Origin of the sequence: Cytobacillus stercorigallinarum (assembly GCF_014836495.1) — a bacterium.
Taxonomy (GTDB): domain Bacteria; phylum Bacillota; class Bacilli; order Bacillales; family Cytobacillaceae; genus Cytobacillus; species Cytobacillus stercorigallinarum.
The window spans coordinates 875,069-896,008 of the sequence record NZ_JACSQT010000001.1 but is presented as its reverse complement, the minus strand read 5'-3'; the positions used below and the strand labels follow the sequence as shown (position 1 = coordinate 896,008).

Genomic DNA, 20,940 nt, shown 5'->3' with positions numbered 1-20,940 from the left:
GCTGTTACTGCTCAAAATACAAATAGGACAAGAAGAGATAGATTTTCTCTTTTTTACAATTTTTTTCTTTCTTATGATTGAAAAATGTTTAATTGGTCATTCTGTTAATGCAATGAATTTTTGCATAAATCCTTCATAAAAAATGTAAGCCATAAAGAAAGAGGATACTAACAATGATTAGACTATTTGGAGGGCGAATTTTTAAAACAGGCATTTCTGTCTTTATTACTGCATTTCTATGTCAACTATTCACGTGGCCACCAACTTTTGCGGTTATTACCGCTCTTGTTACTATTGAGCCAACTGCAAAAGAATCCATTCGTAAGGCACCAGCCAGGTTTCAAGCCTCTTCTATAGCGGCTTCTTTTGCCGTTTTATTTACCTTTATTTTCTCAGATAGTTCGTTGGCCTACGCACTTACAGCCGTTTTCACTTTGATGATATGTACGAAGTTAAAGCTAGAAGATGGTCTGCTTGTTGCCGCTTTAACCGGAATGGCTATGATATCCATTGTGCAAGAAGCTTATATGGCCACATTATTAATGAGACTTGGGGGTACTACACTAGGTTTATTAATTTCTACTTGTGTAAATATCTTTATTTTACCACCTAATTATTTACTCAAAATAAGTAAAACATCTTCTCAGTTAATGCATCGTATGGATAGTATTCTTATATATGTGACGAACAATTTCAAACAAGAAAATAGGAGCAGAAACGAAATCAAACAAATCATTGAAAAGATTGAGGAAGAGGTTGCCCATTGTGAACAGCTGATTCAGTACCAAAAAGATGAATGGCGCTTTCACAAATTTTCAAGAAAGGATGTATCTTACTTAAGACATAAACAAAAGCATATAAATATATTAAAGCAAGCGTTTAACCATTTATGCCAGCTTGCAACTCTTTCTTTTAAAGAGCTCACACCATCACCATACTTAATGCGATTATTGGAAGATACTCAATTTCATCTAAAACAGCCATTGAAACAACATAATGAAAATGACTATATCAATTTAAGAACACAATCTAAATTGAATGACAACCACCTCAAAATTGAGGAAAATATGCTCGCCATACAACAGCTCATGGTGCAGTATCAAATAAATGAAGAAAAGTTAGAAAAAATGGATGAGAGTACAATGAAAGTAGAAAATACAAGGACTTAAAGATGTAGTTTGCAGCCTTCTTCAATCTGAACTGTTGTTAAACAGAAGGCTGCTCTAACTTGTTATTTTCCGCTTAGACAGTGCCTTTTACTGTGCTCTCATTCTTTTGGCTTCTTCTAAGAGCTGGGAGCCCGCGCGTTGTTCCACTCTTTGTAAGCTATCGAAAAAAATGTTTCTCCAATTATCCTCATTTACATTTCAACAAAAAACCACAGATCATTTAATCTGTGGCGCTACTTTTTGAAGTTATATTTATATTGTTTCAGCATTCATTGCATAGTGTATATCCTGACACCTTATAGCCTTTTCTTCTAAGAAATCGAATACTCATGTTTTTTTCTATTTGTGATGAAGCAATAACGTGTACTCTCTTTCCATCGATTTCATGATAAAAGCGATGGAGATAGGCAATGGGAATATGCAAACGATGATGTGCCTGATCTACTTTTTCATTATAATCCCTCACATCGACGATACGAACATCACTCTCATGATTGTCTTGTAACACTTGTGCCTTCACACCAAAAACGGGCAAATATCTACTATATATAAAAGTCAAAAGTAAAATGATTAAGAGTATACTAATAAACGTAAGCATTTTTCCTCCTAGGATGTTGTATTCACCCTCATATTCTATACCCCTGTTGGTATGAAGTCAACAAGAAGAACTCACCATTTATCCTTTTCTAATCTTCATTCACTGAAAAATTTATAATTCATCAAATCCATTATCGACTTGATTCACTTTTGTATATTGTCTTGATTTTTGCTCAAAGAAATCTGATTTGCCTTGATCTACTTCTTCATAGGCAACAATCCAACGGAGCGGGTTTTTACGGAATCCTTCAAATGGTCGTTCAAACCCTAATTGATTACTGCGGACATTTGCATAAAATTTGATGTATGCTTCAAGGTCAGTAATAAGAATACCATCCATTTTATCACCGATTACCTCCCGTGCCCACTCAATTTCGAGTTCTGCAGCTTTTTTAAAGGTATCTTTTACAAATTGATGCAATTCTGGTGTGTCTAATTCAGGCTGCTCGTTTAAGATTTCCTTAAAGATTTTCACAAATAAATCAACGTGAATTTGTTCATCACGATTAATATAGTTAATCATCGTTGATGTAGATACCATCTTTTGATTTCTCGCTAAATAATAGAAGAAAGCGAAACCAGAATAGAAGAATAAGCCTTCTAATACTACATCATAAACGATTGATTTTAACATATTTTCCGCTGTCGGTTCTTTAACAAAATCTTTATAACCATTTGTAATAAAATCATTGCGTTCTCTTAATGTTGGTTCTGTACGCCAATAATCGAATACTTCATCTTGTTTACTTTTTGAAACGATAGAAGAAAGAATATAAGAATAGGAGTGATTATGAATCACTTCTTGTTGTGCAAGAATAATCATTAACGCTGACAGACTTGAATCAGTTAAATAATCTGCTGTTTTCCCAGCATAGTCCGTTTGAATACTATCTAGTAACGCTAGTAAACCGATAATCTTTAAAAAGGCTTCTTGTGCGTCCTCAGATAACTCAGGGAATTGCTTAATATCTTGAGACATATTAATTTCAAATGGTGTCCAGAAATTAGACAACATCTTTTTATATTTAGGGTAAGCCCAGGAAAATCTCACATCATCCCAGTTTAATACGTTCGAACATTCTCCATTAATAATACCTGTTGAACGATTCGGTGCTTCATGATTCATAATGGGACGTTTATTTAAGGTATTCATTTATTCCATTCTCCTCTCTGTGAAATCAGCTAGAGCATGATTCACAATCTTCAATATCTGTGGAAGTCGAACGTAAATAATAAGTTGTTTTCAACCTGTTTTTCCATGCGGATACATGAAGATTTAATAATTCTTTTGCTTTTATCGTATTTTTAATATAAAGATTGAATGACACTGCTTGGTCAATATGCTTTTGCCGTTTCGCATTTTGAGCAATGCTCCATTTTTGATCGATATGGTAAGCAGATTTATAATACCACGTTGTTTGAGCGTTTAAGTCTGGTGCAGTTACGGGAATACGATAGTCTTTTTTCTCTTCAGAGTATTGCTTGTTGAAGATTGGATCAATACTCGGTGTGCTGCCTGCAATTAATGCAGTGGATGCATTAGGGGCAACCGCTTGTAAATAGCCGTTTCTCATCCCATTTTCTTTCACTTTTTCCATTAGGTCTTGCCAATCAAGTTCACTTTCGCCATTCAGGTAATCTCTTTTTTCAAAATAGGCACCTGTATGCCAATCTGAACCATTGAATGCTGGGTATGCTCCTTTTTCCTCAGCTAGATTCATCGAACTTTCAATCGTTAAGTAAGCAATTTTCTCGTAAAGTCGGTCTGCAAATTCTAATGATTCAGGGCTTTCCCATACGATCTTGTTAGTAGCTAATAAATGATGCCAGCCGAAAGTACCTAAACCAATCGCTCGATACTTTTTATTCGTTAACTGCCCTTGAATAACAGGGATTTTATTAATATCAATGACATTGTCAAGCATCCTTACTTGAATAGGAATCAATCGTTCTATCACTTCTTCATTCACTGCTTTTGCAAGGTTAATAGAAGAGAGGTTACATACAACGAAATCACCAGGTGTTTTCTCGATAACAATCTTTCCATCCTTTGTATACTCTTCTACTCTTGTTGTTACACTTTGATTTTGGACGATTTCAGTACAAAGGTTGGTGCAATAAATCATGCCGGCATGTGCGTTTGCATTCATACGGTTCACTTCATCACGATAGAACATAAATGGTGTCCCAGTTTCTAATTGACTGCGCATGATAGACTTCATAATATCAATAGCAGGAATTTCTTTCTTTGATAAGTCTTCATTATTGACGCACTCTAGATATTTCATTCTAAAGGTACCTGCGCCAACTTCTTCATCATAATAATCTTCCAATGAGAAGCCCATTTTTTGTCGAACCTCATGTGGATCAAATAAATACCAGTTACCACGCGCTTCTACTTTTTCCATGAATAAATCAGGTAGACAAACACCGGTAAATAAATCATGTGTACGTAATCTTTCATCACCATTATTTAACTTTGCATCAAGGAAAGAGAAGATATCCTTGTGCCAAACGTCTAAATAAACGCTAATTGCTCCTTGTCTTTGTCCAAGTTGATCCACGCTAACAGCCGTATTATTCAGCTGTTTCATCCATGGAAGCACACCAGACGAAGCGCCTTTGAATCCTTTTATCATACTGCCTCTACTACGAATCTTACCTAAATAAACGCCAATTCCACCACCGTTTTTTGATAGTGCAGCAATGTCTGTATTACTGTCATAAATCGAATCTAAACTATCATCAACTGTTTCGATAAAGCAGCTAGATAGTTGTCCCCAATTCTTACCTGCATTTGATAAAGTTGGTGTAGCTACAGTCATAAATAAGTTACTCATTGCCCAGTAAGCTTCTTTTACTAATTGCAAACGATTTTTTTCTTCTTGATGCATAAGAATCATTGCAATTACCATCCAGCGTTCTTGAGGCAACTCAAAAATTCTTTTTTGGCGATCTTTTGCTACGTAACGGTCAGTTAGCATTTTAATCCCGAGATAAGTAAAGAGCTGATCTCTTTCAGGGACAATTTCTTTGCCTAATTCATCAATCTCTTCTTTTGTATAACTAGATAATAAAATAGGACTATAAATATCAATATCACTCAACTGTTGAATTAAAGAATGAAAATCACCATAAGCTTGGCCACTGTACCCTCGGTTCTCAGCTGCTTGTTGATAAATCTTCTTTAAATATAAATGGGCAGCCACATAGGTCCAATCAGGTTCATTTACATTTATGTAAGAAAGACATTCTAGAATTAACTGATTATAGAAACTGTCTAACTCTAGGTGTTCTAATTGTTCAGCCCGTTTTTCTAACGCACTAATTGGTAAATTACTGAATTGTTGATATAATTGCTCAAAATTGACTGTCGGTTCAATCATTGTTTTCAAAGTTTTTCCTCCTTCAACCTATTTCTATCAAATTTAGGCATAAAAAAAACCGCTCCAGTTACACCTTGAGCGGATCAAACGACAGTATAAATACAAGTGTACAATTACACTCTTTTTATGATCTGTCGTTTCATCTTCTCAAGCCCCGAAGAAATGAAACTTTTGATTAAGAAGGCAGGTATCCTGGCTTGTGTATCAACCTACTAAGAGCCTTCCCATTCTCTCTAAAAGAACAGTGGTTTCCTCTTTTCGTCACACTTACAGTTGCGGGTACAGCTCCGGATTTCCGGATTCCCATTTTAAGTCCATTTGGACTCCTTCAACCAATTACTATATGTAGTTGTCATATATATAATAAATAACTATATATTGTATCTGAGATTGTATGAGTAATCATATCACATCATTTCATAGAATACAATTTATTTCTTTTATATAAATTTCAAAATAAACTTTTCGTTCTTTCATCGGTAAATTTGAGACCATTATAAATAATAGCACTTCTTATTTATGTAAAAAAGGCTTGAAATCCATTAAAAATTGTTCAACCCTACTTTTTTACCTTCAAACTAGTAAGCTTAAACCAGAAAAGAAATCGTTTTTGGTAAAATAAATTAAACGGTCACAGAAGTGTCAAAATGTAATAATTGCGCTAAAATGGTTGCTCAATAATCAATGTTTTAACCTCTTGGTACAAATCTTTTAATCACTCTATAAAGAAAAACAAGCTAACTATTTTATTAGCTTGTTTTTCTCTTTAAATCTTTTGATAGAATGTCTTTATGCTAGTTATTTTACACGTTGCAATCGAAGTGCGTTTAATACAACAGAGACAGAACTAAATGCCATCGCAGCACCCGCCAACCATGGTGCTAAGAAACCTGCAGCTGCAATAGGAATACCGATTGTATTATAGCCAAAGGCCCAAAAAAGATTCTGTTTAATATTACGAATGGTTTTTTTACTCATCATGATCGCATCAGCAATACTATTTAGGTCACCACGCATGAGTGTGATGTCTCCTGCTTCCATGGCAATATCTGTACCTGTACCGATAGCCATGCCGATATCGGCAGTTGCTAATGCAGGGGCATCGTTAATGCCATCCCCTACCATCGCTACTTTTTTGCCTTGACTTTGCAGTTTTCTAACTTCTTCTGCTTTCGTTTCTGGTAAGACTTCTGCAATGACTTTTGAAATACCTACTTCTTTAGCAATGGCTTGTGCTGTTAACTGGTTATCACCAGTCATCATAATGACTTCTAACCCCATATCATGTAGCCTTTGAATCGCTTCGCTTGATGATTCTTTTATTGTGTCAGCTACAGCAATAAGCCCTTTTGCTCTACCGTTAATAGCTACAAGCATAGCTGTTTTTCCTTCGCCTTCTAATTCTTTCATTTGTTTCGAGAACCAAGAGAAGTCTACCCCATTCTCTTCCATTAATCTAACTGTACCAATTAGTACATCTTTTCCTATTACTTTTGCAGAGATGCCATAGCCTGGTAGCGCTTCGAAATATTCACTTTTTACTTTTTCAACATTTCTCTTCTCTAATCCTTCCACAATGGCTTCAGCAAGAGGGTGTTCGGATGACTTCTCACTCGCAGAAACGATAGAAAGAAAATGGGCTTCATTTGTTCCAGGTTCAACTATGATATCTGTTAATACAGGCTGACCATTTGTAACAGTACCCGTTTTATCGACAACAACAGTTGTAATTTCATGTGTCATCTCCAGGTGCTCTCCACCTTTAAATAGTACACCCATCTCTGCGGAACGACCAGACCCTGCCATAATTGAAGTAGGCGTCGCTAACCCTAATGCACAAGGACAAGCGATGACGAGCACAGCAATCATTTTTTCTAACGCACTAGCTACATCACCCGGTTGCAAGAAAAGAAACCATATAAAGAAGGTAACAAGGGCAATAGCCACCACTATAGGAACAAAGATACCTGAAATCTTATCGGCTAACCGCTGAATAGGTGCTTTTGATCCTTGTGCTTGCTCTACAACTCTAATAATTTGCGCAAGCGCTGAATCTTTTCCAACCTTTGTTGCCTTTACTGTTAAAAGTCCATTTTTGTTAACCGTTGCTCCTATTACTTCATCGCCAGCTTTCTTATCAACTGGCACACTTTCTCCTGTTAACATTGATTCATCAACTGCAGATTGCCCTTCAATGATTACTGCATCTACAGGAATCCTCTCACCAGGCTTAATGATAACCGTATCACCTGCTATTACTTGCTCAACAGGGACAACGGTTTCCTTACCTTCTTTTACTACAACCGCTTTTTTAGCCTTTAAATTCATTAATTTTTTTATTGCTTCTGATGATCTTCCTTTTGCGCGTGCTTCAAATAATTTCCCTAATAAAATAAGGGTAATAATAATCGCACTCGTTTCAAAATAAAGCTCAACATGATGACCATGCGTTGTACCTAGCGATTGTATGGTTAGAAACAAACTATAAAAATAAGCTGCAGAAGTACCCAATGCAACAAGTACATCCATATTCGCACTGCCAGATTTCAATGATTTATAAGCACCCGTATAGAATTGCCAACCGATAATAAATTGTACAGGGGTCGCTAATATCAACTGTACCCAAGGATTCATTAAAAAATCTGGTAGAAAAATGAATGAGGTGAATTCAAAATGCCCAACCATCGTCCAAAGTAGTGGGATAGATAGGATGGCAGCAGCAATAAATTTCCTTTGCTGCTTTTTAATATTCTCCTCCCTTACATCATTTGCGCTCGCAGTTGTTTTTAACGAAGCGCTATACCCAATCTTATCTACCCTTGCAATAATTTCTTCAACTGAAACCTGCTCAGGGTTGTATTCTACCGTACCTGTTTCTAAGGCTAAGTTCACATTTGCCTGCGCAATTCCGGGCTGTTTATTTAACACTTTTTCTATTCGCGCAGAACAAGCAGCACATGTCATTCCTGTAATATCAAACTCAGCTTTCTCTAAAACAACTTCATAACCAAGATCTTTAATCTTCTGCTGAAATGCATGTTCTTCTATCTTTTCTGGGTTATAGGAAATGGTGGCTATTTCAGAAGTGAGATTCACATTCGCTTCATTTACACCATCCATTTTACTTAACCCTTTTTCTATTCGCGCAGAACAAGCAGCACACGTCATTCCTGTAATTGGTAAATTAATTATTTTTTGTGAATCGTCTTGCTTGGACATATGCCCTACCTCACCTTTCATTGAATACTATACCCTACTACCCTATATAAACACTTAAAATAAATCGTGCAAAGCTGCACGATTAAGATTTAACTTCATATCCTTGATCATCAATCGTTTCTTTAATTTGATCAAGCTTTACAGATGAAGCATCATAAGCAACTTTGACTTCTTTTTTATCTAAATCTACTTTGACCGTGTCTACTCCTTTTAATTCACCTACACTACTTTCTACTGCTTTCACACAGTGACCACAAGACATTCCTTCTACATGTAAAATTACGTTTTCCATTGTATAAAATCCTCCTATTTTTTCATTAATTTTTGAATTGTAATAAGAAATTCATCTAATACTTCTTCGTCGCCTTCATTTATCCGATCAATTACACAGCCTTTTAAATGGCCTTCAAGTAAAATCTTAGCGACACTATTTAAGGCAGATTGTGTTGCCGATATTTGTGTAATCACATCATCACAATACGTATCTTTTTCAATTAGACCCTTAATACCTCTAATTTGTCCTTCGATACGATTCAATCGAGTGACTAAATTCTTTTTTACTTTATCTGAATGATGACTTCTTCTATCTCCATGCTCTAGGCAAATGGTTTCTTCATTCACATGATCTTTTTCATATTCCATTGAATCGCCTCCCTTATTTTCATTATATTATACCCCGGTACCCTATGTAAAGTGAAAAAATTTGCCGAATAATTTTATATTACTCAACTATAAATAAAAAGGTAGGTAGCAATATCTACCTACACTCTTGACGTATCATTACACTTCATTAAGATCTGAGACATCTACTTCTGTTCTTTCTTCTAACGGAATTCCTCTTAAATGAACTGTAACGGTCTTATCATCTTCATGTAACTTATCTATCCATACAGAAGTTCCATTGTATTGAACTTCTACATCACTCGATGATGAAAGTATTTGTTTTATTCTCTTTGTTTCCATATGATTCACCTCTCATAATTGATAAATATATTCTTTAACATTTTAGGCTTTTTATACATTTCCGTTAGGAACTCATTCGATTACAAAAAAACTTCTCGACAATATCTTACTAAGAGTGAATGATATGCAAGTTGAAGAAGTGCTAATAAATATGTAAGCGGTACTAATCGTACATTAAAGGAATTTTTCATTAAACCAACGAAACGAAAAGTGGAAAGACATGGGCAAACTTTAGATTATTTTATGGAGGGGCAGTGAACATCGTATATGTAGACAGAAAGGGTTGTATTAGTCGTTGCAAACCTCTCGAAATCTATATCATATTAGCGAAGAAATGCAAACTTCAGAAGAATGATTAAAATTATGGAAAACAACTGAGAAGTGGGAAAGACAAGAAGGACTTGATACGCATCAAGTCATAGAGTGCTCATATTGTCAAATATACGATCGGACAGACATCGATTTTAAGCCTGCTAGCTAATTTGGGGGAAATGAATGATTAATTATTGTGATAAAGGCATTTCTCCGCTTGTATTTTATAACTAGATGAATGACAAACAATAACGGATCCATTGCATAAAAAAAGAAAAGAGAGGCGTATTCATCTCTTTTCTTTTAAAACGTTTTAAAAGCTCTTCCTCTACATATTTATTTTTTCTTTAAGAGGAACCGCTGGACCAAATAGTTCAAGGTGAATATGTGAATTTTCCACACCTAACATAAATAATTGTTCTTTAATATTTTCCATAAAATTGATAGGGCCACATAAGTAGTACTCTGCTTCTTCACTTATATATGGCTTTAAATCCTCACTAGCTAATCTTCCCTCATCATCACTATATTTAACTAGGTAACGACCATTCTCAATTTCTGCTATCGCCGTTTTCACTTCATCTCCAAAAGCATGTACGTTTTTATTCTTACAAATATGAAGGAAACTTACTTCTCGCTTTGTCCCTTCTAATGCATGAAGCATACCTAATAATGGAGTAGTTCCAACACCACCACTGATTAAAACCACTGGTGTCTCCGCTTGGGATTGCAGTACAAATTCACCTGCTGGTGCACTCATTTCCAAACTATCTCCTATTTGCACATGGTCATGTAACCAGTTAGAGACCTTACCGTGTTCTTCTCTTTTGACAGAAATACGATACGTCTCTTCTGATGGTTTTCCTGATAAGCTATATTGACGGTTAAGGTCGTACTTTTCGCCAGCTATATTTATACGAATCGATACATACTGGCCAGGTTGGTAAGTTGGTAACGTCATACCATCAATGGGCTCAACATAAAAAGAAGTGATAAGATCACTTTCAGGTACTTTATTTACTACTTTAAAAGATTTAAATCCAGCCCAACCTGATGCATTGTATAAGTCTTCTTCAGTTGAAATAAAGATAGAGGCAATCACATCATAAGCCTCTGCCCATGCCTGAATAATATCATCTGTTGCTGCATCACCTAAAACTTCTTTTATAGCTGCTAATAGATGTTCCCCAACGATGGGATAGTGCTCTTTCTTAACCCCTAAACTTCGATGCTTATGAGCAATTGTAGCAACTGCTGGCGCCAATTTTTCTAAATGTTCAATATGGATAGCTGCTTGAAATAATACATTAGCGAGGGCTTTAGGCTGCCTTCCCTTTTCTTGATTAGCATGATTAAAAATATTAAGAAGTTCAGGATGTTCGGCAAATAAACGTTTATAAAAATGCGTTGTGATAGCGGTTCCATGAATTTCTAATACGGGTATCGTTGATTTGATGATTTTAATTGTCTCTTGTTTTAACATTAATATCTCCACCCTTTTCATTTTAAAGATATATTTTAAATACATCTTTAAAATATACCTTTTCTGAATTTAAAGCAATATTTTAAATACATCTTTTAAAAAGTTGTCACAATTGGTTCCACACCCAGCTATATGTATAATAGAACTATTAATAGAAGAAAAAGGTGTGATTCCTAATGCGTCTTACCAACTACACGGATTATTCATTACGAGTTCTCATATATTTAGCAACAATAAAAAAAGACCAGCTGACAAATATTAAGGAAATTGCAGACACATATCAAATTTCTAAGAATCATCTGATGAAAGTCATCTATCAATTAGGGAAAAATCAATATGTTGAGACAATTAGAGGGAGAAATGGTGGCATTCGTTTAGCCATGTCACCTAAAGAGATTAATATTGGTGAAGTAGTCAGAAAAACCGAAGAAGATTTTCATTTAGTTGAATGCTTTGATGAAAATAACAATCATTGTGTCATTTCCCCTGTTTGTGGCTTAAGGCATGTACTAAATAAAGCATTAAAAGCTTATTTAGAAGTACTAGATCAATATACATTAGCTGATTTAACGAAAAATCAATCGGCCTTAGCAGACTTTTTGTTTAAAAATTAAATGTAGACGTCAATTTCTATGCATTCTTCCGTAGTGAAAGACTAAAAAGCGGCCATAGCCTTCTATATGGGGTAGCGTTAGGAAAATGCGATTTACAATGTTAAGCTGTATTAGCAAAAAAATCGATTCCTAATGTTTAGGAACCGATTTTTTAATTGGTGTTTTAAAGTCACGCAAGAGTTTAAGTAAATTTATTCACATCTTGGAGACTAAGAAAATTAAACAAATCAAAAAATAATAGATAAACCGCCAATCTCTTAGCGGTTTATTTTTATAACTCAATTTGTTATAAATTTTTTCTCATGGATATTCAATTGTAAATCTGCTACATTATTTATAAATTGTTGATCATGTGAGACAAAAAGAATGGTGCCTTCATAACCGGCAATAAATGTTTCCAATGCTTCAATGGCATAGATATCTAAGAAATTGGTTGGTTCATCTAATAATAAAATATTATATTCTCCTAAAAATAGCAAACAAAGTTGGAGCCGAATAGCTTCGCCACCACTTAATGACTTTAGATTTTTTTGTAAATCTGTACCAATAAACTGCATTAAGTGTAAAACACTACGTAAAAATGTCTCATCGTACCCTGAGCGATTTTTCACGAATTGCAGGATTGTTTCATCATTAGTGAATTGATAACTCATTTGTTTAAAATATCCTATTTTTGCCTTTGAAGAAATTATCAGGTTATTATCTTTATTCGCAATACGGTCTAGCAATGTACTTTTTCCACTACCATTGCTGCCTGTAATCGCAATTTTTTTACCAAGTGGAAGTTGGAAACTGACGTCTTCTAATAGTACTTTTCTCTCAATTTGAAGATTAAATCGGTCGGCCAAAATTGGGAACTTGTTATGCATCTCTGTAGCTTTAGATTGACGGAAAATAATAGCTCTATTTTCTCTTACAGCCTCTACTTCCTGAAGTTTTTCCATTCGATTCTCAATTGCTTTGGCAGCACGTTGCATCGCCTTTGCACTCGTACCTTTTGACTTCGTCATAAACGACTTGTTCGGTAAGGCATTCGCTTCCTTTTTAGACATCCGCCCTGCTTGAGCAACCTTTTGAGCTTTTTTCATTTTATCTTGTGCTGCTTTTTCGAGCCGACTCTTTTCTTTCACGAACTGTTCATAGGCTTGCTGCTGTTGTTCACGTTCCAACTGTTTTTGAGCAATGTACTCACTATAGTTTCCAGAATATACACAAACCTTACCTTCATGAATTTCCCAAATAGTCGTGACTAATTCGTCTAATACAGCACGGTCATGACTAATTAATACAAGTGCCCCATAATAATAACGAAGTTCCTCTAAGATAAAAGAAATGCCCTCTTGGTCTAAATGAGTTGTCGGCTCATCGATTAGTAATGCTTCGCAATAATTGGTCAACAACTGAGCAATTTTCATCCTTGTCTGCTCTCCGCCACTTAACCGAACTGAATCTTTTGGTATATCTAATTTTCCAAATAATACTGGATCAGCGCTAAGAGATGCTGGTCCTTCAAGCTGTTCAAAATAACCATATTCAACATGACGACACACTTTCCCTTTTGTTGGATGAACCTTACCTGCTAATAGTCTTAATAATGTGCTTTTTCCTGCACCGTTTTTTCCAACAATCCCAATACGGTCAAATTGGTGAATGGCTAATCGATCAATCTTTAAGATTTCCTTATCTAAATAAGTTATTTCAACATTTTCTAATTCAAAACAAATTTTTTCCATATTTGCTACCTCCCGAAATTTTATCATTCGTATCGATAGCATGGATCGATACGAGCCTTTAAACTAAGCTCGTATCAATAAAATAATAAGAACTGCATGTCTTTTCCTCCTATCTCTATCTTCAAAACCACAAATGCTTGATGGTCCTCCTGTTGTGTCATTTAGCCACCAAATGATACTAAATGGAACAGCAGTACTACTCAGTATGAAAAGAACTGCCCTGTATAAATCGCAAAAAATTTATGCTTCCAATTTTTATTTTCCATAGTAATCGATACCTCCAAAAAAATTTTAACGTATCGATTCTGATTCGATACGAGCCATTGAAAACAAAGCTCGTATCAATAGAGAAGTAACATGCACATTTAAAATTCTCCCCATTTAAATAAAATAAAAAATCACAGACAATCCGTCTGTGATTTAGAGTAAAAGGAAGTATCCTAGCCAAACTAATGGATTATGGAATTACATGTCAACTTCCCCATATAAAGGTGTGTCACCCAAAAAGAAAGAAAGGCAGAATAATCCGTTTCTTCATATTACATATGATATATATTTAAAATGAAGATTATTAAAAAAGGACAGACTTATCCCGTTTACTCTGTATATACAAACAGAGTCTTCGACCGTATTCAATTACTGGTTCAAAGTTAGGGACCATAGTCTAGGTATCATTTTTTAAAAATCTCCTTATATCTTTTATAGTATATATATATTGTAAAGTGACTTTTAGAAAAAGTCAAAGAAAAAACACTTATTCAATTGGCACAGTTTATGCACTTTTCCACTTAATCTTCTGTGCATCAACGAAAGGTTATTCAAGTTCAATCACAATACATTCTATCCCGAGCTAATCCCATTACTCAGAAGGGAGTATATCTGCCCTCGTTGATCTTTATAAATTATATAGTTTTCGTTAACCTGAACATTTTTTTAAAATTCAGTCTCCTAATCCACTTAAGATTTCTTCTTACCTTACAATAAATAAACCTATATTGAAAAGTTTTTTAAATAAAATAAAAAAGAGTGGTTATCAAACAACCACTCGTCGTATCCTGTTCATTCAATTATCCGTTGACTTAACGATAGTCAAAAATAACAGAAGAATATTATTTGTTATAAAGGCTATTATTATTTACTACTTGTAATTCTTTTGTTGTTGCTACCATTTCACTTTCACAAATTGGGCACTTTGGTGTACTTTTAAAGTTGTCTCTCACCCAAGCATTGCATGTTTCTGAGGAACATTCCCAAATTTTAATCTCTTCAGTCTTCACTTCTTCCATGTTCTTTCTTCCAAATCCCATTGCCATTATCAGGCACCTCCTAAAGGTAGAACATATCATCCGAAAAAAATAAAAATCACTCGCTATGCCAAACCAGTATGGTCCTTTATAACAAGTGTGTGTAATATTTTTTACTTAACAAATATTAGTATAGCACATTTTTTTATCCTTGTCAAAACAAGGAAACTTTCACTTTAACATGTTGTCCTATAAAAAACAACCTTTATGTATGAATTATAGTGGAAAAAGTGTATAATAGAGACGCTGATTGCTTTAAAAGAAAGGATGAAGACATTTGCATATTTCGAGTTATACGGTTGAACAGATCAATGATCCGACCGGTATACTATCTGGAGAAAGATACGAATTCTTTTTAGATATTGATGTTGATGAAGATGATGAATTATACTCAGAACAAGGTATTCGCTTGCGCGTGTTATTTTATAAAGGTGAAGACGAAATGAAAATACTTAATTATCACTTCCAAGAGAATAATAATGAAGAGATTCTGGAATTTGGATTGGAAGAAGAAGAAGAAATATTAGTCACTAAATTCTGTAGTCAACATATCAATGCAAATGATGAATAAATATAAAATGCCTAGGGTTAGCTCCTAGGCATTTTATGATTATTCCTCTACTTGTTTACCTTCTTCAATGATATGATACATTAAATGAGCCAGGTGATGTATTGGACCATATGCTTCTTCATCCTCTTGCTCTTCTTCGTTAAATTCGAGATCATTCAAATGCAAGGCAACAAATTGGTAAAAATCCGGCAATGCAAAACTGTAACAAGCGGTTGGTTCTTCTTCTTCTCCTTCATAATGAAGAACCATATACGACTCTTGTCCATCCTTATTCAGACCATCAAAGTAAACAAAAAAGCCAATATTCGTATCTAACTCAAACAGGTGTCTTGTTCCACCTTCTGTCATTTGATTAAAATCTTCCTCTGATAGTTTGTTTACATTCATTTCATCCACTTGATCTTCTTTATGGAATTGTACTTTAAATGATTGCATACATCTCCCTCACTTTCTCTATATGATAATAGCATAAACACTTGTATTATCCTATTATTACCTCCATAACAAAAAAGAAACTTCCTCTTTTTATTTTCTCCAGTTATAATAGCTTAAAAAGGAGTGCGGCGATAATGAATATACAAGAGATCTATCAGCTGCAAAAAATTTGTGAACAACATGATGATATCGTTCTTAAATTAAACTTGGATATGATAGAGAATACGCAAACCGAAACACCTTTGTACAAGCACTCTATTGATGGTCAGCTTATCGGTTTTGTTGCGCTTTATCCCTTCGGATCAAAGCTTGAAATTTGTGGTATGGTCCATCCTAGCTATCGTCGGAAAGGGATATTTTCTTCATTATTTACTGAAGCTTTGCCCATCATTGACCAATATGAAGAAGTGCTGATTAATATACCTGGTCAATCAATTACGGGTAAGACCGTTATGTCTACATGGAACAAATCATATGCTTTTACTGAATACCAAATGGTCTACAAGGTTAGTCAACCGACAAAACAACAGCAACGAAATATTCATCTCAGAACCGCAGAATTAGCAGATTCTCCTTTCTGCAACCAACTCGACCAATTATGCTTTAACCTTTCAGAAGAGAATGCAAAAGCAATCAACGATGATTTTAACTTACATAAACAAGATGATCAATTACTAGTCATTTGCAATGGTAATAAAAGAGTCGGTAAAATACGTCTAAATATAAGGAATCAACAATTATGGATATATGGGTTCGCCATTCATCCTAATGAACAAGGTAAAGGGTTGGGGAGCGAAGTATTGCGTCTAGTCGTTCAACAATACCAAGCGCAATATTCCATTCACCTAGAGGTTGAAGTTAAGAATAACCGTGCGCTCATGCTTTATAAAAAGTGTGGATTTACGGTTTGCGGCAGTCAGGATTATTATCACTTCAAGTAATATCCTAAAAAGCCAAACCCATTTGTTATCATCCAAACCAAATCGTACATATAGTCCTCTTCAAATACATCGGTGGACTACTTTTAACTATGTAAAAAGAAAAAGATCACTCCTCATTGGAAGTGATCTTTTTTCTTTTATTGAACATTTGTATTATAGCTTTGTCACATTTACAGCTTGAGGTCCGCGTTGCCCCTCTTCTATATCAAAAGACACTTCTTGTCCTTCATCTAATGTTTTAAAGCCTTCCGTTTGAATTGCAGAGAAATGAACGAATACGTCATCTCCACTTTCTTGTTCAATGAAGCCAAATCCTTTTTCTGCGTTAAACCATTTTACTTTACCTGTTGCCATTTTTTCTTTTCCTCCTAAACATTTGAAACTCACAGGAAACATCTCCTGCATTTCCTAATATACCACAATTTGCTTTATTTTAATCAATCGCGGCCTTTATTATTTTTTACACGACGTCTTTCGCGACCTTTATAGTCACGGCCGCCGCCTTTACGATCTCTTCCACCAGATCTCGGACGATCACCAAAGCGACTACGATTACGTCCATCTCTGTTTTTAGGTTTTTTCGAACGAAGTGGTTCAACCGCTGTAATTTTTACAGGTGTGACATCTGGATCTTTTGTTAATAATTTTAATGCTGCTGCCAATACTGTCACTGAATCTGTATCTTCTAACAACGATTCAGCAATACGCTTATACTCATCGTACTCATTCTTATCAATTGTATTCATTAAACGATTAATCGTCACACGTTGGTTACCTGCAACAACATCTTTAAACGTTGGTACTGGTTCTTTCTTCATTTTTGTCTTCGTTACACTTTCAATAATTTTCAAGTGATCGATTTCTCGTGGAGAAACAAATGTAATAGCTAAACCTTTATTTCCAGCTCTTCCTGTACGTCCGATTCGGTGCACATAGCTTTCAGGATCTTGAGGAATATCAAAGTTGTATACATGTGAAACGCCTGAAATATCGAGCCCACGTGCGGCAACATCTGTTGCTACCATAATATCAATTGTTTGGTCTTTGAAACGACGAATAACTTGATCACGTTTTGCTTGGGGAATATCACCATGAATACCTTCTGCAGAATATCCACGTTTAATTAATCCTTCAACTACTTCATCTACACGTTTTTTCGTTCTACCAAATACAATCGCAAGTTCAGGAGATTGAATATCTAATAAGCTACATAATACATCGAATTTTTGTTTTTCATGCACTTCGATATAAGATTGTTCAATATTCTTTACTGTTAATTCTTTTGCTTTTACACGAACAATTTGTGGATCATTCATAAACTTCTCAGCTAATGTTTGAATACGTCTAGGCATTGTTGCTGAGAAAAGAAGCGTTTGGCGTTCATGCTCAATTTCACCAAGAATTCTTTCAATATCTTCAATGAATCCCATATTTAGCATTTCATCCGCTTCATCAAGAACAACTGATTTAATATTATTAAGACGAATCGTTCTTCTTTCAATATGATCAATTAAACGGCCAGGTGTTGCAGCGATAATTTGCGGACGATTTTTAAGTGCGCGAATTTGTCTACCAATATCTTGACCACCGTATATCGGTAAAGTTCTGATTCCTTTCACTTGTCCAATACGATTTAATTCTTCTGCCACTTGCACAGCTAGTTCTCTTGTTGGCGCAAGTACCAAACCTTGAATGCCATCTTCTTTCGTTACTTTCTCTAACATTGGGACACCAAATGCCGTTGTTTTACCTGTACCTGTTTGGGCTTGACCAATCATATCCGCACCAGCTAATGCAATAGGTAGTGATTGTGCTTGAATAGGGGTTGGCTCTTCAAAACCCATATTAGAAAGAGCTTTTTCTAGCTCTGTACTTAAACCAAAATCCGAAAATTTTACCAAGATAAATCCTCCTTGTATTTCAATCATACATCAAAATAATCTATAGTATGAGTGTATCCAGTTTCTATTAATTTTTTTCAATTTATAAGCAATAAAAGCAAAATCATTTTAACGGTGTAAGAACAGTTCAATAGTCGTTCACATAAAAAGATGATGCATGAAAGGCCATGCATCACCGCATTATTATGCTTTTACAACGTTTGCAGCTTGAGGGCCACGGTCGCCATCAACGATTTCAAAAGTAACTTCTTGACCTTCTTCAAGAGTTTTGAAACCTTCAGTTTGAATCGCACTGAAATGTACGAATACGTCTTGTCCTTCTTGAGACTCGATGAAACCAAAACCTTTTTCTGCGTTAAACCATTTTACTTTACCGTTATTCATGATAATACCTCCAAAAAATAATCACTAAAAAGTCATAATTATATAAGCTTATAGAGAAAAGTGGAATGCCTCGTACTTTAATTTTCTTATGAAGTTAAAAAGGCCGTAACTAAAAGAAATGAAGAGTACAATCGCCTACATTTCTTGCAGTTACGACCACTTATCCAAATAATATATAACGAACTTTACAGCGTATATTTTATACTACATTGTTTTATCGCTAAATGTCAATAGTTATTTCTCACTGAACCGTTTTCTCTGCTGAAGCTACTGTGTGTTTTAATAACATAGATATCGTTACAGGGCCTACTCCACCAGGGACAGGTGTAATAGCAGATGCTTTTTCATAACAGCTATCATAATGAGCATCGCCAATATTTCCTGGGTTGTATCCAGCATCTAAAACAACAGCCCCTTCTTTTAGCCAGCTTCCTTGGATAAAATTAGGTTTCCCTACAGCTGCAACAACAATATCAGCTTTGCTTAAATGTTCACTTAAATCTTTTGTTTTAGAATGACAAGTCGTTACAGTTGCATTGCGATTGAGCAGTAATGCAGAAACAGGCTTACCTAAAATCGGACTTCTTCCAACCACAACTGCATTTTTTCCTTCAACAGGAATATCATAATAATCAATGATTTCCATAATAGCAGCAGGTGTGCAAGATGGATAAACACCGAAACCAAGTGCAGTTTGACCATAGCCAAGACTGGTGACACCATCCACATCCTTTTCGATGTCGATCGCTTCAAATGCTTTTCTTTCATCTATATGTGCAGGTACTGGATGTTGTAATAAAATGCCATGTACATTTTTATCATTATTTAAATCCTGAATCGTTTCAATGAGTGTTTCAGTAGAAATACTTGCATCTAGATGTATTCTCTTTGAAAGAATACCAAGTTTTTCACAGGCATTGCCTTTCATGCGTACATATGTAGCAGAAGATGGATCGTCTCCCACTAAAATAGTAGCTAAGCAAGGCGTTACTCCTTGAGCCGATAATTTTAATACTCTTTCTTTTAACTGTTCTTTTACGTCATTCGAAACTTTTTGTCCGTCTAGTATCGTTTTTTCTTCCATGTCCAATCCCTCCGAAATACAAAAGAGATAAGTAGAACTTACCTCTGCCCAGACGACCGGCTAAACATAGACGCAGCTCCCCAGCGGTTATTTCCGCAATGTCGTCAGTTACTGCGATTTCTTCAGCTTCCTCTTTATTATAACAGAAAACACATATATTTCAACAAAAATGGAGCTTATTGTTCGTCTTTATCATATTGCGCCATAGGCTATTTTCTTGCTTCTATATTTGATTATTCGTTGATTATGGCATAATTTTTGTTGAGAATCAAAGTTAATGCTAAGACCGACATACATAATGATGGGATATATTTTAAAGAATACTTGAATGACTTTATCTTTACTATATCGGATAAATCAAAAAGCGAACCGCTTCAATGACGGTTCGCTGGTTATATTTGAGATTATTTAATTTCAATAAGTTCTTTACCTAAAACAACGAAAGCCCTACCTCTCTTCCATCCTTGCAACCCCGAAGTTGCGCCAGTGAGAATCAGGTTAAATCTTCATTTGTTCTTGAGAAAAGTAACTCTTTTTTGAATTGTATATTGGGGTTTAATTATTGAAGTAACCATATAAAGTTCATTTATGGGTAAATAGAAGATGATTTAAGAAGAATTTCAACTTCTTCATGAAGTTGTCCACAAAATAGTTCTTAATTATAAACCTTGCTTAGCGAACTTTACTCTAAAGAGTAACTTTCACATCAAGAAAAGTCGTATGACTACCGACTATCTTTCTATCTCAAATACCAAATTCTATTATAGTACTTCGGTAGATAAATGTCAAATTCATTGGTTATACGACAGGATAAGAGAAAGACTCACAAATATACCCCGTCGTC

At 35.1% G+C, this 20,940-nt stretch carries 19 protein-coding genes and 2 riboswitches; of the genes, 4 read left to right on the top strand and 15 right to left on the bottom strand.

From position 1 onward, the window contains the following. The first annotated feature begins 173 nt into the window (after positions 1–173). Positions 174–1,169 carry an aromatic acid exporter family protein gene (locus H9655_RS04545; RefSeq protein ID WP_191811269.1) on the top strand — a complete coding sequence of 332 codons (996 nt, stop codon included), beginning with the start codon at positions 174–176 and terminating at the stop codon, positions 1,167–1,169. A gap of 262 nt (positions 1,170–1,431) precedes the next feature. On the opposite strand, the gene H9655_RS04540 is transcribed toward H9655_RS04545, so the two are convergent. From H9655_RS04540 to hmpA, 8 genes are all read right to left on the bottom strand, one after another. After that, entirely contained in the window at positions 1,432–1,767 is a 336-nt protein-coding gene (locus H9655_RS04540) for a hypothetical protein (protein WP_191811267.1), read from the bottom strand. 111 nt (positions 1,768–1,878) lie between these two features. After that, positions 1,879–2,919 carry a ribonucleotide-diphosphate reductase subunit beta gene (locus H9655_RS04535; protein ID WP_191811265.1) on the bottom strand — a complete coding sequence of 347 codons (1,041 nt, stop codon included), beginning with the start codon at positions 2,917–2,919 and terminating at the stop codon, positions 1,879–1,881. Between the two features lie 25 nt (positions 2,920–2,944). Then, the gene (locus H9655_RS04530; RefSeq protein ID WP_191811405.1) at positions 2,945–5,152 is read right to left on the bottom strand and encodes a ribonucleoside-diphosphate reductase subunit alpha; all 2,208 of its coding nucleotides are present in this window, start codon (positions 5,150–5,152) and stop codon (positions 2,945–2,947) included. Positions 5,153–5,317: 165 nt separating this feature from the next. Continuing rightward, a riboswitch (cobalamin riboswitch) is annotated at positions 5,318–5,495 on the bottom strand. A 455-nt stretch (positions 5,496–5,950) separates the two neighbouring features. Beyond that, positions 5,951–8,392 (bottom strand): heavy metal translocating P-type ATPase, encoded by a 2,442-nt coding sequence (locus tag H9655_RS04525; RefSeq protein WP_318245444.1) that lies wholly within the window; start codon positions 8,390–8,392, stop codon positions 5,951–5,953. A 61-nt stretch (positions 8,393–8,453) separates the two neighbouring features. Continuing rightward, on the bottom strand, positions 8,454–8,663 hold the full coding sequence (gene copZ / locus H9655_RS04520) for a copper chaperone CopZ (protein WP_191811263.1): 210 nt from the start codon (positions 8,661–8,663) through the stop codon (positions 8,454–8,456). 14 nt (positions 8,664–8,677) lie between these two features. Further along, the gene (locus H9655_RS04515) at positions 8,678–9,013 is read right to left on the bottom strand and encodes a metal-sensitive transcriptional regulator (RefSeq protein WP_225230408.1); all 336 of its coding nucleotides are present in this window, start codon (positions 9,011–9,013) and stop codon (positions 8,678–8,680) included. Positions 9,014–9,151: 138 nt separating this feature from the next. Beyond that, a complete protein-coding gene (locus H9655_RS04510) occupies positions 9,152–9,334 on the bottom strand; it encodes an H-type small acid-soluble spore protein (RefSeq protein WP_191811261.1) in 183 nt (60 codons plus the stop codon). A 640-nt stretch (positions 9,335–9,974) separates the two neighbouring features. Further along, entirely contained in the window at positions 9,975–11,129 is a 1,155-nt protein-coding gene (hmpA, locus tag H9655_RS04505) for an NO-inducible flavohemoprotein (protein WP_191811259.1), read from the bottom strand. 176 nt (positions 11,130–11,305) lie between these two features. On the opposite strand from hmpA, the gene H9655_RS04500 reads away from it, so the two are divergent. Continuing rightward, positions 11,306–11,743, top strand: coding sequence for an Rrf2 family transcriptional regulator (locus H9655_RS04500; RefSeq protein WP_191811257.1), 438 nt, complete (start codon positions 11,306–11,308; stop codon positions 11,741–11,743). Between the two features lie 278 nt (positions 11,744–12,021). On the opposite strand, the gene H9655_RS04495 is transcribed toward H9655_RS04500, so the two are convergent. Continuing rightward, complete coding sequence (locus tag H9655_RS04495) at positions 12,022–13,476, bottom strand: Msr family ABC-F type ribosomal protection protein (protein WP_191811255.1); 1,455 nt, start codon at positions 13,474–13,476, stop codon at positions 12,022–12,024. A gap of 1,109 nt (positions 13,477–14,585) precedes the next feature. Then, a complete protein-coding gene (locus H9655_RS04490) occupies positions 14,586–14,789 on the bottom strand; it encodes a cold-inducible protein YdjO-related protein (RefSeq protein WP_095372957.1) in 204 nt (67 codons plus the stop codon). A 268-nt stretch (positions 14,790–15,057) separates the two neighbouring features. On the opposite strand from H9655_RS04490, the gene H9655_RS04485 reads away from it, so the two are divergent. Continuing rightward, on the top strand, positions 15,058–15,351 hold the full coding sequence (locus H9655_RS04485; protein ID WP_191811253.1) for a DUF6509 family protein: 294 nt from the start codon (positions 15,058–15,060) through the stop codon (positions 15,349–15,351). 39 nt (positions 15,352–15,390) lie between these two features. Here the strand turns inward: H9655_RS04485 and H9655_RS04480 are convergent, their stop codons facing one another. Beyond that, a complete protein-coding gene (locus H9655_RS04480) occupies positions 15,391–15,786 on the bottom strand; it encodes a cytosolic protein (protein WP_191811251.1) in 396 nt (131 codons plus the stop codon). Positions 15,787–15,920: 134 nt separating this feature from the next. On the opposite strand from H9655_RS04480, the gene H9655_RS04475 reads away from it, so the two are divergent. Continuing rightward, a complete protein-coding gene (locus H9655_RS04475) occupies positions 15,921–16,727 on the top strand; it encodes a GNAT family N-acetyltransferase (protein ID WP_191811249.1) in 807 nt (268 codons plus the stop codon). A 153-nt stretch (positions 16,728–16,880) separates the two neighbouring features. On the opposite strand, the gene H9655_RS04470 is transcribed toward H9655_RS04475, so the two are convergent. The 4 genes from H9655_RS04470 to H9655_RS04455 form a co-directional block, all read right to left on the bottom strand. Then, the gene (locus H9655_RS04470; protein WP_095372953.1) at positions 16,881–17,081 is read right to left on the bottom strand and encodes a cold-shock protein; all 201 of its coding nucleotides are present in this window, start codon (positions 17,079–17,081) and stop codon (positions 16,881–16,883) included. An 83-nt stretch (positions 17,082–17,164) separates the two neighbouring features. Then, on the bottom strand, positions 17,165–18,628 hold the full coding sequence (locus tag H9655_RS04465; protein WP_318245443.1) for a DEAD/DEAH box helicase: 1,464 nt from the start codon (positions 18,626–18,628) through the stop codon (positions 17,165–17,167). 183 nt (positions 18,629–18,811) lie between these two features. After that, positions 18,812–19,012, bottom strand: coding sequence for a cold-shock protein (locus H9655_RS04460; RefSeq protein ID WP_191811245.1), 201 nt, complete (start codon positions 19,010–19,012; stop codon positions 18,812–18,814). Between the two features lie 241 nt (positions 19,013–19,253). Further along, positions 19,254–20,096 carry a bifunctional 5,10-methylenetetrahydrofolate dehydrogenase/5,10-methenyltetrahydrofolate cyclohydrolase gene (locus H9655_RS04455; protein ID WP_191811243.1) on the bottom strand — a complete coding sequence of 281 codons (843 nt, stop codon included), beginning with the start codon at positions 20,094–20,096 and terminating at the stop codon, positions 19,254–19,256. 39 nt (positions 20,097–20,135) lie between these two features. Next, positions 20,136–20,218: riboswitch (ZMP/ZTP riboswitch) on the bottom strand. Between the last annotated feature and the right edge of the window lie 722 nt (positions 20,219–20,940).

Bases quoted from the DNA above. Each gene is read 5' to 3' on its own strand.
- H9655_RS04545 (WP_191811269.1), top strand. From the start codon at position 174: ATGATTAGACTATTTGGAGGGCGAATTTTTAAAACAGGCATTTCTGTC.
- H9655_RS04540 (WP_191811267.1), bottom strand. From the start codon at position 1,767: ATGCTTACGTTTATTAGTATACTCTTAATCATTTTACTTTTGACTTTT.
- H9655_RS04535 (WP_191811265.1), bottom strand. From the start codon at position 2,919: ATGAATACCTTAAATAAACGTCCCATTATGAATCATGAAGCACCGAAT.
- H9655_RS04530 (WP_191811405.1), bottom strand. From the start codon at position 5,152: ATGATTGAACCGACAGTCAATTTTGAGCAATTATATCAACAATTCAGT.
- H9655_RS04525 (WP_318245444.1), bottom strand. From the start codon at position 8,392: ATGAAAGGTGAGGTAGGGCATATGTCCAAGCAAGACGATTCACAAAAA.
- copZ (WP_191811263.1), bottom strand. From the start codon at position 8,663: ATGGAAAACGTAATTTTACATGTAGAAGGAATGTCTTGTGGTCACTGT.
- H9655_RS04515 (WP_225230408.1), bottom strand. From the start codon at position 9,013: ATGGAATATGAAAAAGATCATGTGAATGAAGAAACCATTTGCCTAGAG.
- H9655_RS04510 (WP_191811261.1), bottom strand. From the start codon at position 9,334: ATGGAAACAAAGAGAATAAAACAAATACTTTCATCATCGAGTGATGTA.
- hmpA (WP_191811259.1), bottom strand. From the start codon at position 11,129: ATGTTAAAACAAGAGACAATTAAAATCATCAAATCAACGATACCCGTA.
- H9655_RS04500 (WP_191811257.1), top strand. From the start codon at position 11,306: ATGCGTCTTACCAACTACACGGATTATTCATTACGAGTTCTCATATAT.
- H9655_RS04495 (WP_191811255.1), bottom strand. From the start codon at position 13,476: ATGGAAAAAATTTGTTTTGAATTAGAAAATGTTGAAATAACTTATTTA.
- H9655_RS04490 (WP_095372957.1), bottom strand. From the start codon at position 14,789: ATGGCAATGGGATTTGGAAGAAAGAACATGGAAGAAGTGAAGACTGAA.
- H9655_RS04480 (WP_191811251.1), bottom strand. From the start codon at position 15,786: ATGCAATCATTTAAAGTACAATTCCATAAAGAAGATCAAGTGGATGAA.
- H9655_RS04475 (WP_191811249.1), top strand. From the start codon at position 15,921: ATGAATATACAAGAGATCTATCAGCTGCAAAAAATTTGTGAACAACAT.
- H9655_RS04470 (WP_095372953.1), bottom strand. From the start codon at position 17,081: ATGGCAACAGGTAAAGTAAAATGGTTTAACGCAGAAAAAGGATTTGGC.
- H9655_RS04460 (WP_191811245.1), bottom strand. From the start codon at position 19,012: ATGAATAACGGTAAAGTAAAATGGTTTAACGCAGAAAAAGGTTTTGGT.
- H9655_RS04455 (WP_191811243.1), bottom strand. From the start codon at position 20,096: ATGGAAGAAAAAACGATACTAGACGGACAAAAAGTTTCGAATGACGTA.